Below are 12,090 nucleotides of genomic sequence, written 5' to 3' on the forward strand. Positions count from 1 at the left end.
GGGCGTGGCTTGAAAACAGCGCCCGGCCCGTTGAAAGACCGCGCCCGGTTCACGGGCTGCTGTATTGCTTGCCCGCCCGCCCATAACGAACACACACGTTGCCTGCCGCTGACGTTGGCCAACGTCTGTCTTGCCATTACGCGGTATCGCCGCGCGTCTCACATGGCCTGCCGCATGGCGCGGCGCCAACGCGCTCGCTTGCAGCGCCGATTGGGGCGTCCCCGCTCATGAGCTTCCCAACCAGACGGAGCGCTGCGCGCGGCCGAGGATCGACCAAGGCAAGTGCGCGTCTCGTTATCCGCTTGATCCGTTTCGTCTTGCAGGCGACATCCCGCGGGCGATGGCATGACGTCCGTGTTCCATTCGACCAATGGATTAGCTCAAAAATTTCAAAAATACTTGCGGCGATATAAGCATTCCATCATTGTCATAACCACGGTCGCCGAGCATCCCGTGCTCGCGCCTGCTACAGATCAAAAAACCGGCCCGGTCGAAACCGGGCCAGACGAAGCGAAAAAGCACGAAGGAGGAGATCGATATGCGACTGTTCACCACAAGACGTCGGCACGTACGTCTGGCCGCAGCGGCACTGGCCGTGGGCGTGGCTGCCGTATGCACGGCCGGCATTGCGTCGGCGGCCGACCAGAATTCCAAGCAACTGAAGATCGCGCTGATCACTCACGCGCAGGCGGGCGATACGTTCTGGGACCTCGTCCGCAAGGGCGCGAACGCCGCTGCCAAGAAAGACAACGTCGATCTCATCTATCTGCACGGCGACTCGCCCGACAAACAGGCCGCCAAGCTCGAGAACGTGATTACCCAGCATGTGGACGGCATCGCACTGACACTCGCGTTTCCGGATGCCATGAAGCCGCTGGTCAAGAAGGCGCTGGATGACGGCATTCCGGTGGTCGGCGTGAACTCGGGCTTTTCTACCTGGAAGTCGATGGGCATTCCGATGTACGTCGGCCAGGACGAAACGCTCGCCGGCCAGGCCATCGGCAAACGCCTGAATAAAGAAGGCGCCAAGAAAGAGTTGTGTGTGAACCAGCAGCAGGGCGCGGTCCAGCTGGCCGCTCGCTGCGCCGGCGTGGCCGATACCTTCAAGGGCAAGTCGGAAACGCTCTATCTCGAGGGCTACGACATGTCGAAGGCCCGTTCGCGCATCATGGCCAAGCTGATGCAGGACCCGCAGATCGACACCATCGTCACCCTCGGGGCGCCATTCGCGCCGGTGGCCGTGGATGCGGCCAAGATGGCGCACAGCAAGGCCAAGGTCGTGACTTTCGACCTCAATCCGCGGACCGCTAAGCTGGTCAAGGAAGGCAAGGTCGCCTGGGCGGTGGACCAGCAGCCATGGCTGCAGGGCTATGAAGCCGTCGACTTGCTGTATCTGAACCTGACCAACGGCGACACCCTGGGCGGCGGCAACGCCGTGTTGACCGGGCCGGCCTTCGTAACGCCGCAGAATATCGACAAGGTCATCAAGTACGTCGAACGCGGTACGCGCTAAGCCACCGATTCGACCGCTCGTGACGCCCCGGCGGCTTGTGCCGCCGGGGCACCCCGGAGGAAAAACCAATGGCAGCCACCATGGACGACGATGCACTGCGCGGCGCGCCGACGCTCGACAACAAAGCGACCGGCGCGGCTCAGAAGCAACCCAAGCAACGTATTTCCCGCGATCCGCTGTGGAAGAAGATCCTCAAGCGGCCGGAAGCGGGCGCGCTCGGCGGGGCGATTCTCGTATTCGTTCTGTTCTGTATCGTCGCACCGCCGTTCCGCACCATGCCGGCGTTCTCGACCGTGCTCTACCAGGCCGCGATTCTCGGCATTCCCGCGGTGGGCGTATCGCTGCTGATGATCGGCGGCGAGTTCGATCTGACCGCCGGTGTGGCGGTCATCAGTTCCTCGCTGGCGGCCTCGATGTTCGCCACCCAGATCGGCGGCAACATCTGGCTGGGCGTGGCGTTCGCTCTCGCGTTCTCGCTGGCACTCGGCGCGCTCAACGGCTGGCTGCTGATCAAGACCAAGCTCCACAGTTTTCTGGTCACGCTATCGACGTTTCTGATGCTACAGGGCCTGAATATCGCCCTGACCAAGCTCATTACCGGCGGCGTGGCCACCGGCGACATCAGCTCGATGCCGGGCTTTGCCTCGGCCCATGCGGTGTTCGCCTCGGATATCGTCATCGGTGATTTCGACATCAGCGTGGCGATCATCTACTGGATCGTGCTGGTGCTCATCGCCACCTGGCTGCTGCTGCGCACCCGCGTGGGTAACTGGATCTTCGCCGTCGGCGGCGATCCCGACGCCGCGCGCGCGGTCGGTGTGCCGGTCCGCGGCATGAAGATCGCGCTGTTCATGGGCGTGGGGTTCTGCGTGTGGTTCCTGGCGATGCACATGCTGTTCGCCTACAACACCGTCCAGTCCGGTGCCGGTGTCGGCAACGAGCTGCTCTATATCGCGGCCTCGGTGGTCGGCGGCTGCCTGCTGACCGGTGGCTACGGCTCGGCCGTGGGCTCCGCGCTCGGCGCCTTCATCTTCGGCATGACCACGGAAGGCGTGATCTATGCCGGCTGGGACTCCGACTGGTTCATGTTCTTCGTGGGCGCGATGCTGCTGATGGCCACCGTGGTCAATACGTGGATCCGCACCCGCGCGTCGCAGGGGAAATAAGATGACCGACGAAACCGCCATCATCGAACTCGAAGGCGTCGGCAAGAACTACGGCAACGTGCATGCGTTGTCCAACGTCAGCCTCAAGGTGAAGCAGGGCGAAGTGACCTGCATCCTCGGCGACAACGGTGCCGGCAAATCCACCCTGATCAGCGTGATTGCCGGGCTCACCCATCATTCGACGGGCGAATACCGGGTCGATGGCAAGCCGGTGAAATTCGGCTCGCCGCGTGAGGCACTCGATCTCGGCATTGCCGCGGTGTATCAGAACCTGGCGCTGGTGCCGCTGATGCCGGTCTGGCGTAATTTCTTCCTCGGTTCGGAAATGACCCGTGGCGCCTGGCCGTTCAAGCGCCTCGATCGCGACAATATGTGGCGCGAGACCGACGACGCCCTGCGCAAGATGGGCATCGAGCTGGAGGATCTGGAGCAGCACGTCGGGACGCTGTCCGGCGGCCAGAAACAGGTGGTCGCGATCGCCCGGGCCATTCACTTCGGCGCCCGCGTGCTCATTCTCGACGAACCGACGGCCGCGCTCGGCGTGCATCAGTCCGGGCTTGTGCTCAAGTACATCGCCTCGGCGGCGCGCGAGCATGGGGTCGGCGTGATCTTCATCACGCACAACCCGCACCATGCGTATCTGGTGGGCGACCACTTCACCGTACTCAGCCGCGGCGAGATGGATCTGGACGCGCCGCGCGAGGATCTCACGCTTGAAGACCTGATATTCCAGATGGCTGGAGGCGCCGGACTCGATGCCCTTGAGCATGAGATGAAGCGCTGAAGCCGCTTACGAGGGCGCCAATTCGGCGCCCTTTTTCGTGGTGGGAAGCGCCTATTCGTCGGGGCCGCTTCTTGAGGTGTTTTTGAGGTGATTTCGCGTTGTGGGCGGGCCGCTCCGGTTCGAATAATGGAACCGCAATAGCCGCACGCGAAACCGGAGGAGAAAACCATGCTCGCTCACGACAAGACACAACACACGACGCCCGCCGACCGGGTCTGGCTGCACGCCGATGATTGCCGGCTCGACGATTTCGTCGCCAGCCTCGACCGCACGACCCGCGCCGAGGATTATCCGCTCGCGGCACGCATCGAACGCAACGTGCCCATCTACGATGGTCGCCACGTGGCCGAGCTGTCGGCCGATGACCGTGCCGACCTTCAGGCCGAGCTGGCCGAAGCCATGCTCGAGGGCCCGGGCATCATCGTATTCAGCGGTGCGTTCGGCCGGGCTACGCTCGACCGTGCGACTGCGCGCTTTCAGGAGATGATCGACGCACAGCACGCCGCGGGCACCGCCGGCGGCGATCATTTCGCCAAACCGGGCGCCAACGACCGCGTCTGGCGCGTCCAGCAGAAGCTGGCCGAACGCGACCCCGCGGCGTACGTCGACTACTACGCCAACCCGGTGATCGAGCTGGTCAGCGAAGCCTGGTTGGGCCCGATGTATCAGGTCACCTCCGACCTGAACGTGGTGAATCCGGGCGGCGATGCCCAGAGCGCGCATCGCGATTATCACCTGGGCTTCATGTCCACCGCGCAGGCCGAGCGATTCCCGGCGCATGTGCATCGCTTTGCCTCGCAGTTGACGCTGCAAGGCGCGGTCGCGCATTGCGACATGCCGCTGGAGAGCGGGCCGACGCTCTATCTGCCGTATTCCCAGCGCTATGAGCTGGGCTTTCTCGCCACCGGCAAGCCCGAGTTCCAGCGTTATTTCACCGAGCATCACGTGCAGCTGCCGCTGGCGGCCGGCGATGCGGTGTTCTTCAACCCGGCGCTGTTTCATGCCGCGGGCAGCAACCGCTCGGCCGACATCCGCCGCATGGCCAATCTGTTGCAGATCTCGTCGGCGTTCGGGCGGGCGATGGGCATTCTCGATCGCGCGCGGATGTGCCGGGCAATCTATAGCGAGCTGCGCCAGCGCGATCCCAAAACCGTCGTGCGCGCGGCCAAGGCGACCGCCGAGGGCTACGGTTTCCCGACCAATCTCGATCGCGACCAGCCGACCGCCGGTCTCGCCCCCGAAACGCAATGCGAACTGCTGATCCGGGCGGTCGGCGAAAGCCTTGACGCCGCCACGTTCGAAGCACAGCTCGCGGCCCAGCTCGAGCGACGAGAGGCCGGGTAAGCCGCGGTTCCCGTCCATGGCGCATCGATTCACCGTCAAGCAGATCGCGGCCCAGGCCGGCGTCAGCGCGGCCACGGTGGATCGAGTGCGCCACGGCCGCGAGCACGTCCACGAGCAGACGCGCCGACGCGTCGAGGCCGCCATTCGTGAACTCGAGGAACAGGCCGAGGCCGGCATCCCGCCCGGCTTCGGCCTGACGTTCGACGTGCTGCTCAATAGCCCGGAACGGTTCAGCCAGGCCGTACGCCGTGCATTCGTGGCGGCTGCGGCCGATATGGCGCCGCTACGCATCGCGCCGCGATTTCACGCCGACGAACGCATGGCGCCGACGGCCATCGCGGCCCGCCTGCGCACCTTCGAACGCAAGGCCACCCACGGCATCGTGCTCAAGGCGCCGGCGCACCCCGATATCGTCGCCGCCGTGGATGCGCTCGCCGAACGCGGCATCCCGGTGGTGACATTCGTGACGGACATCGAAACCAGCCGGCGCATCGCCTATGTCGGCATCGACAATGCGGCGGCCGGGCAGACCGCGGCGTTTCTCCTGTCGCGTTTTCTCGGTGCGCGCGGCGGGCGCGTGCTGGCGAATCTCGGCAGCCGCGATTTCCACGGCGAGACCGATCGCTGGCGCGGGTTCGCCGAATTCATGGCAGCACGTTGCCCGAACATCGATGTGGTGACCATCGACGGCGGTTACGGACTCGACCACGGGACCTACGAACTGGCGCGCGCCGAACGCGCGTCAGGCGATGCTATCGCCGGCATCTACAGCATGGGCGGGGGCAATCGCGGCCTGTTGCGCGCGCTCGACGAAGCAGGCGATCGCGATGTGGCATTTGTCGGCCACGATCTCGACGACGAAAACCGGCGCCTGCTGCGAGCGGGGCGCATCGATGCCGTGGTCGACCACGACTTGCAGGCCGACGCGGCCGGGGCGATCCGGCATCTATTGTCGTTTCGTCGGCACGGGCGGCCGGCCGAGATCCGGCCCAGCCGCGCAGTGATCGTTACGCCCTGGAATTTGTGACGCCGGACCCGCGAGCGAAACATGCGTTGCAGCAAGTCAGTCCGCGGCATGAACGAACCAGCTGACGGCGCCTCGGCCGGGACACAAAAGCTAAAGTCGGCGCGACGCACGACGCGGAATACATACGCGCGACGTGATATGAGTAGAACGATTATTTGATGGATGATGCGTTTATTTCAGAAAATAGACCGCATCGCTGGGGGCCACGCCCCGATGGGGCGTTCACAAAACAAAACGAGGACTCTGATCCAACCATGACTGAAGAGGCACCGGAAACACCGTCCGAGCTCCAGCGTCGGATACTGGCCGAATACAAGAATCTGAGTAAACGGCTGCAACAGATCGCTCAATTCGCGGTCGACCATCCAAACGACATGGCGCTGGAAACCACCGCCGTGATCGCCGACCGCGCCGGAGTGCAGCCGTCGGCCATCATCCGTTTTGCCAAGGCCTTCGGCTACTCCGGCTTCTCCGAACTGCAGCGCGTCTATCAGACGCGCCTGGCCGAAACCGCCTCCAGCTACAGCGAGCGTCTGCGCCGGCTGCGCCGGGAAGAAGAAAACGACACCCAGGCACTCACGCCGCACGGCGTCCTGCGCCAGTTCTGTCAGGCCAATCGCATGGCGCTGGATCATCTCGCCGATGAGATCGACGCCGACGGCTTGGCCGAAGCGGCCCGGGTGATGGCTGGCGCCGAATGCATCTACCTCTGCGGCCATCGTCGCTCGTTTCCCGTCGTCACCTACATGGCCTACGCTCTGAGCCAGATCCAGGCCAACGCCTGCCTGCTCGACGGCCTGGGCGGCATGCTGGCGCAGCAGACCGCGCGCGTGCGGCCCGACGACGTCCTGTTCGCCGTCTCGTTCCATCCCTACGCCGAGGAAACCGCGGAGACCATCCGCCACGCGACCGAGCAGGGCACGCCGGTCGTGGTGCTCACCGATAGCCCGCTAAGCCCGGTGGCCGCCCACGCCACCGTCTGTCTCGAAGTCCACGACGCCGAACTGCACAATTTCCGCTCGCTCACCGCCTCGATGTGCCTGGCCCAGGCGCTGACCGTTGCAATCGGTCTAGCACTGGACGGCCGCACGGACGAACGCCCGTCGTGAATCGGCAATTGGCCCGGCATGAGGGTGTTTTCGTGTTGGGCTAATATGGCGTAATGGAGGGCGCCCAGCCGTTTGCTGCCGATGGCGGTGTCGCGGCCCGCCCCGGCTTCGGGCGATTGGCCAGGCCAGTCATGCAGCTTGTATGCGTGCCGCCGGTGGCGATCGGGCTGAAAGTCCATCGCCGGCCCAGCGCTCCGATGGCAGCAACCTTGTATGCCGCGCAAGGTCGCGTTTCACCACGTGCCCCGGTTTGGGGGCAGGAAAAAGTTGTGCGGTGTTCGATCATTGCCTTGGGCGTGTTGACATTTCCCACGAGTCCGCGCCGCGCAGCGGCATCTCGCGTACGTGCGTCGCAAGGCGAGGCGGCCGTGGTGTCGTAATCCGCACAAGGTACGGCTCGCCCGCTATGCCAGCGACGGGGTTCGGGTTGCGGCATGCGGCGGCCCGGCTTGTGCTTTCCCGGGCACGGTGTGAGCAGCGTAGCGGCGCTCGGCTGAAAGCTCAACGTGTCCAGTACTTTATTGCCAATTAACGTAGAACCCTAGTCCTGGGCTGGGGGCATACGATGAGCGGCAGGGCAAGTAATAGACGACTGAGGTGCTCTGCATGGGTGACGCCCGGCCGGATCCGCGGCAGGTTCTTGCGCGTAATCTGCGCCATCTGATGAGCCTCAAAGGCTGGTCGCAGGGGCGTTTGTCTCAAAAAAGCGGCGTCAGCCAAAAAAGCATCAGCAATATCCTGAATCAGGAAAAGCAGCCCACCTTGGGCACGGTGGATAAGCTGGCCGCTGCGTTCAACCTGCATCTGTGGCACGTGATGCTGCCCGGTATGCCGGGCGAGATCGACGATTTCCCGTCGGTAGAACGGTTGTTCGAATGCTATGCCCGGGCTTCGGATCAAGGGCGCCACTATATCAATCGAGTCGCCGAGCGCGAGGCTTATTACGGCCGGCATGATGCATCCGAGCCGGGCCGTGACGAGCCTGACCTCAAGTCGGGGCCCGATTCGTGAATTTCCCGGCCCTGAGGGTCCAGTCGCGGCAGGGTAGCCAAGGCGTGATATGCCCGGTAGATCAACCCAGCGCTGAGTTGGCCGTGTCGCCAGAAATGGTGCCGCTTCGACGCCGGATCTAATTCATCGCAATACGGGCCTGGCAGCATTGGAGCGTCATGCGCATCGCCCCGAGCGGCGAGCAATGGACCACAAGTCAGCCCTTAAACTGAACTCGGTTCTCGCACGCGCCGTGTGGCCGGCATCGCCCGCACTGCAAGCAAGCACTATATGACTTGATTTTCAATGCGAGACGAGTACTATAGTGCTAGTTCTGGCTGGCGCGCGAAACGCTGATGACTCGCGCTACGCCGGGCGTCGTTCGAGTACCTCCGTATCCCACAGCTCGACATCGCTAATCCGGATATGCAAACGTCCCAACGCGATAAGCCGGACGCACCGCGACCCATGGCGGCTCGAAACGACGGGCACACCTGGGGCGAGCTGGGCGCGGCGATTGGCAGGCTGGCGCAGCAGGTCGAGCAATCCGATCGCGCCCCGGAAGTGATCCATAATCTCTACTGCGCCCTGCAGAATATGCTGGCCGCGCACTGTCAGGAGATGGGCGACGCGAACGACAAAGAGTTGGCCTGCTGCTATGCCCGCTTGCAGTTGATGATGGCCGGTCGCGCCTTTCCCGCTTTGGACGACTTGCCCGATACATAACGTCTATCGCTACGTTGCGAACGACGCCGCTGCGGCGCCGATTAGAACGCTTGGCCGTTGCGGTATCGGCGTGAGTTGAAAACGCGCGCCGTGCCGAAAAGTAAGCGGGCTGGAGTACGCGCGGCAAGGCTGAGTCGGCTTGTCGTGCCTACCAGGCGCCGGCCCCCGGGCGTGCGCACATAAACAAATCACCGGCGCGGCGAACATCCGCATCGGGCCCGATCGATCGCTTCAATGCGCACCCAAGCTACAGTCGCGGCCGTTGCCGTACGCCGGTCACTTCGCCAGTTGTCATGCGCTCGGATAACGCGTTGCTCCGGCTGCGGCATGGCTCGATGCCAGCGCGGTGTTCGTGACCGATGCGGCGACGCGTCCAGTCCGGGTCTAACAGGCGCGATGTGAATGGGCAGCTTGATCCGCCCGCAATCGCGCCGGGCTTGGTCATGAGGAATGCTCCGCTGCCCAGTGCGCCAGCCGTTGCGTTTGGTACCGTTCGCGCTTCGATTCAAGCGATGGAGCGGTTTGCATGGCCGTTGTCTTGGGATTGCTGGCGGCGCTGGCCTACGGAGCGAGCGATTTCGCGGCCGGCGTGGGCGGTCGCCGATTCGGAGCCGGCATCGTGGCGTTGGCCGTGCATTTGCTGGCATTGCTCGTCGCCGTCGCGGGTGTCGTCATCGAAGCGCAATACGAGCCGACGCGGCAAGCACTGGCGTGGGGGCTGGCCGCCGGGCTCGGCAGCGCGATCGGCACGCTCGCGCTCTATCGCGGCTTTGTGGTAGGGCGAATCAGCGTGGTGGCGCCGCTATCCGCGGTGGTGGCGGCCGGCGTGCCGGCGCTCACTGGTCTGGTCCTCGGCGAGCAGCTCTCTGCTCTTGCCAGCGTCGGGCTCGTCATTGCGGTGCCGGCCATTGCGCTCGTCTCCTGGCAGCCGTCGGCGCCCGATCAGACTAGGGCGTGTTGAGGTTTCGTGCGAGTCCGCGCCAAGCGCTGTTTTGCGGCAAGACGAGGCGTAGCGAAAGTGGCGTAGTCGTTCTACGCGAGAGAGCGACAACGCTGTATTGCCGCAAAACAGCGCTTGGCCCGAAGGGTTGGGCCGCAAATCCCGCCCGGCGGCGTTGCGAGTCTGGGTCGTGACTCGCCACGACGCGGCGACTCGCGCCTTGCCGGTCACGATTTGCGGACGCCAACGCGGCGCTCGCACGAAACCTCAACACGCCTTGGTACGCGACCGGGTGTTATCGAAGGGTTGATCAGCGGGGCCGGCTTTGCGCTGTTGTTCGTGGCCCTTGATCGGACGGCCAACGGCGCCGGATTCTGGCCGCTCGTCTCCGGCATGTCGCTCGGCAGCGTGCTGGTACTACCGTTCGCCCTGAAAGGCCCCCGCCCGCAAGCGCCCGACGCGAACGCCATCGGCATGCTCATCGCAGCGGGCATATTCGGCGGTGGCGGCAACCTGTGCTTTATCGCGGCCACCGGCGCAGGCCAGCTCTCCATCGTTGTCGTACTGACCGCACTCTATCCGGCTATCACCATCCTGCTGGCCCGTGTCGCCCTGGGCGAGCGCTGGAACCGCGCGCAAGCGGCTGGCCTGGTGGCGGCTGCAGCCGCCGTGACGCTGATTACGCTCGGTTGAAGCGTATGATCGATCGACGTCGACGTGCTCTTTAACAACTCCGAAAACGGCACGTTCAGGTGGGTGGCATTGAGGCGTCGCTAAAAACTATTTGGAAATAGTGTCTTGCAATTAGACCGTTCCCCGCACGCGCGGGGATGAACCCTCTCCATGGATGATATGCAGGGCGTTTTTCTCCCGTTCCCCGCACGCGCGGGGATGACCCAGCGAACTCAAGCACGCCGCTTGGCGCTACCCCGTGTTCGCCACATGAGCGGGGCTTGGCCGCGCGCTTGAAAGCTCAAGCGGCTGGTGCTCCTGTCTGCGCTATCTATACAGCGGGTTTAAACAGGTTGCGATCTGCCAGATAGTCCGTATGATTTACGTGTAAATCATACGGGGCAGGATGATGAGCCGAATGATCAATTTTCGTGCCGACGACGAGCTCGATGCGCGGCTTACGCGGCTTGCGCAGCTCACTGGCCGAACGAAGACGTTCTACGTGCGCCAAGCCGTGGAGAGCCAGCTAGACGATCTAGAAGACATCTACCTGGCCGATCAGGTTATGTCGCGAGTGGATGATAAGAGCGAGGCCACGTACAACCTGGACGATATAGAGCGCGACCTTGGCCTGGCGGATTGAGCTGACCGAGACAGCCCGTAAAGCGTTAGAAAAGCTCGATCGCCAAGCGGCGCGGCGTATTTCGGCCTATCTGCGCGAGCGTGTGGCAACCGCGGACGAGCCGCGCCACTTGGCGAAAAGTCTTCAAGGCGAATTACGGGAATATTGGCGTTTTCGCGTCGGCGACTACCGCATCGTCTGTGACATTCAGGATGACGTGCTTCGTGTTCTCGTGGTCCGTATCGCGCATCGAAAGCATGCCTACCGGCGTTAGTGATCGAATGCGTTCGTCCCGCGCGCGACGGGGTAATACCATTCAATTAGTGGTCCGTACAGAAATATTCGATACGGCGGGTTACGACATGCTTGCCGCATCGACGCCCTGCATCCAAGGCAAAAGACGGTGGGGCATGAAGCGGCATATCGATAATTCCGAGGATCGGTGGGCCGCGTTTGGCGGCCAAGTCATCCCGCGCGTTTAATCTGGCCCGGGAACGTGCCGACGGCACCGGCGCCAGACTCTGGCTGCGCATTCCCGGCCTCGCGCTCCGCATAGTTCTGATGCTTGCGGTTGCCCTGAGTGAACCCGGTTCGCGAGCGTCCGATACAAAGGTCATCCGCCTGTCTGCTGCCGCCGGCGTTTTCGGCTAATGCGGCAACCAATGCTTTCTCGCTGAGACTGGCATAAGCCAGCTTTCGATCGTCGTCGTACTCACCGCACTCTATCCGGCTATCACCATCCTGCTGGCCCGTGTCATCCTGGGCGAACGCTGGAACCGCGCGCAAGCGGCTGGCCTGGTGGCGGCTGCAGCCGCCGTGACGCTGATTACATTGGGCTAACTCTCTTCATCTTAACTAGGCGCCAGCCGTTCCTCGCGAGCGCTCGCAGTTTTAAAGTGCCTGCCGGATGGCTAACTTGGATGCATTGCCAGGGTTTATGTGCTGCCTGCGCGCAAGCAGCCGGCGACAATTGACTGAGCTTTCTTAGACTGCCTACGCGGTAGCGAACTACTGGTACACCCAGTCGGATGCGCGGCTATCTTTCTGATCTGCCTACGCGGCAGCGAACATCTCGAGATAATCACGCCGATCGGCGCGTCCTTTCTGAGCTGCCTACGCGGCAGCGAACGGTGATTGTCAACGCCGACTGAAAAGTGACCCCTTTTGGTCTTGAAACGCCGATTGAAAATTGACCCC

The 12,090-nt window shown here is 63.4% G+C and carries 14 protein-coding genes; 13 read left to right on the top strand and 1 reads right to left on the bottom strand.

Annotated features, from left to right (window positions below):
• Positions 1 to 538 precede the first annotated feature (538 nt).
• The 12 genes from C41B8_RS07855 (at position 539) to C41B8_RS07910 (ending at position 11,167) form a co-directional block, all read left to right on the top strand.
• Positions 539 to 1,513, top strand: a complete 975-nt coding sequence (locus tag C41B8_RS07855; RefSeq protein ID WP_084188683.1) for a sugar ABC transporter substrate-binding protein — start codon at positions 539 to 541, stop codon at positions 1,511 to 1,513.
• 68 nt (positions 1,514 to 1,581) lie between these two features.
• On the top strand, positions 1,582 to 2,679 hold the full coding sequence (locus C41B8_RS07860; protein ID WP_198025117.1) for an ABC transporter permease: 1,098 nt from the start codon (positions 1,582 to 1,584) through the stop codon (positions 2,677 to 2,679).
• A 1-nt stretch (position 2,680) separates the two neighbouring features.
• Positions 2,681 to 3,463, top strand: a complete 783-nt coding sequence (locus C41B8_RS07865; protein WP_037336348.1) for an ATP-binding cassette domain-containing protein — start codon at positions 2,681 to 2,683, stop codon at positions 3,461 to 3,463.
• A 168-nt stretch (positions 3,464 to 3,631) separates the two neighbouring features.
• Complete coding sequence (locus C41B8_RS07870) at positions 3,632 to 4,807, top strand: phytanoyl-CoA dioxygenase family protein (RefSeq protein ID WP_051883263.1); 1,176 nt, start codon at positions 3,632 to 3,634, stop codon at positions 4,805 to 4,807.
• A gap of 16 nt (positions 4,808 to 4,823) precedes the next feature.
• Positions 4,824 to 5,834, top strand: coding sequence for a LacI family DNA-binding transcriptional regulator (locus C41B8_RS07875; protein ID WP_037336349.1), 1,011 nt, complete (start codon positions 4,824 to 4,826; stop codon positions 5,832 to 5,834).
• Between the two features lie 254 nt (positions 5,835 to 6,088).
• Positions 6,089 to 6,943: a MurR/RpiR family transcriptional regulator gene (locus C41B8_RS07880; RefSeq protein ID WP_037336350.1), complete on the top strand. Its 855-nt coding sequence runs from the start codon at positions 6,089 to 6,091 to the stop codon at positions 6,941 to 6,943.
• A 606-nt stretch (positions 6,944 to 7,549) separates the two neighbouring features.
• On the top strand, positions 7,550 to 7,954 hold the full coding sequence (locus tag C41B8_RS07885) for a helix-turn-helix domain-containing protein (protein WP_037336352.1): 405 nt from the start codon (positions 7,550 to 7,552) through the stop codon (positions 7,952 to 7,954).
• Between the two features lie 405 nt (positions 7,955 to 8,359).
• Positions 8,360 to 8,659 (top strand): hypothetical protein, encoded by a 300-nt coding sequence (locus C41B8_RS07890; protein WP_156962472.1) that lies wholly within the window; start codon positions 8,360 to 8,362, stop codon positions 8,657 to 8,659.
• Positions 8,660 to 9,185: 526 nt separating this feature from the next.
• Positions 9,186 to 9,620 carry an EamA family transporter gene (locus tag C41B8_RS07895; protein ID WP_051883264.1) on the top strand — a complete coding sequence of 145 codons (435 nt, stop codon included), beginning with the start codon at positions 9,186 to 9,188 and terminating at the stop codon, positions 9,618 to 9,620.
• Positions 9,621 to 9,833: 213 nt separating this feature from the next.
• The gene (locus C41B8_RS07900) at positions 9,834 to 10,292 is read left to right on the top strand and encodes an EamA family transporter (RefSeq protein ID WP_269634418.1); all 459 of its coding nucleotides are present in this window, start codon (positions 9,834 to 9,836) and stop codon (positions 10,290 to 10,292) included.
• A gap of 397 nt (positions 10,293 to 10,689) precedes the next feature.
• Positions 10,690 to 10,914 carry a type II toxin-antitoxin system RelB family antitoxin gene (gene relB, locus C41B8_RS07905; RefSeq protein WP_037336413.1) on the top strand — a complete coding sequence of 75 codons (225 nt, stop codon included), beginning with the start codon at positions 10,690 to 10,692 and terminating at the stop codon, positions 10,912 to 10,914.
• On the top strand, positions 10,898 to 11,167 hold the full coding sequence (locus C41B8_RS07910; RefSeq protein ID WP_037336356.1) for a type II toxin-antitoxin system RelE family toxin: 270 nt from the start codon (positions 10,898 to 10,900) through the stop codon (positions 11,165 to 11,167). Before relB ends, C41B8_RS07910 begins: the two co-directional genes overlap by 17 nt.
• Before the next feature lie 191 nt (positions 11,168 to 11,358).
• Here C41B8_RS07910 and C41B8_RS20850 read toward each other — a convergent pair whose 3' ends face one another.
• The gene (locus C41B8_RS20850; protein WP_232226017.1) at positions 11,359 to 11,679 is read right to left on the bottom strand and encodes a hypothetical protein; all 321 of its coding nucleotides are present in this window, start codon (positions 11,677 to 11,679) and stop codon (positions 11,359 to 11,361) included.
• On the opposite strand from C41B8_RS20850, the gene C41B8_RS21130 reads away from it, so the two are divergent.
• Positions 11,635 to 11,733 carry a hypothetical protein gene (locus C41B8_RS21130; RefSeq protein WP_415752832.1) on the top strand — a complete coding sequence of 33 codons (99 nt, stop codon included), beginning with the start codon at positions 11,635 to 11,637 and terminating at the stop codon, positions 11,731 to 11,733. The genes C41B8_RS20850 and C41B8_RS21130 overlap by 45 nt on opposite strands.
• The last annotated feature ends 357 nt before the right edge of the window (positions 11,734 to 12,090 follow it).

The organism is Salinisphaera hydrothermalis C41B8, assembly GCF_000732535.1.
Lineage (GTDB): Bacteria > Pseudomonadota > Gammaproteobacteria > Nevskiales > Salinisphaeraceae > Salinisphaera > Salinisphaera hydrothermalis.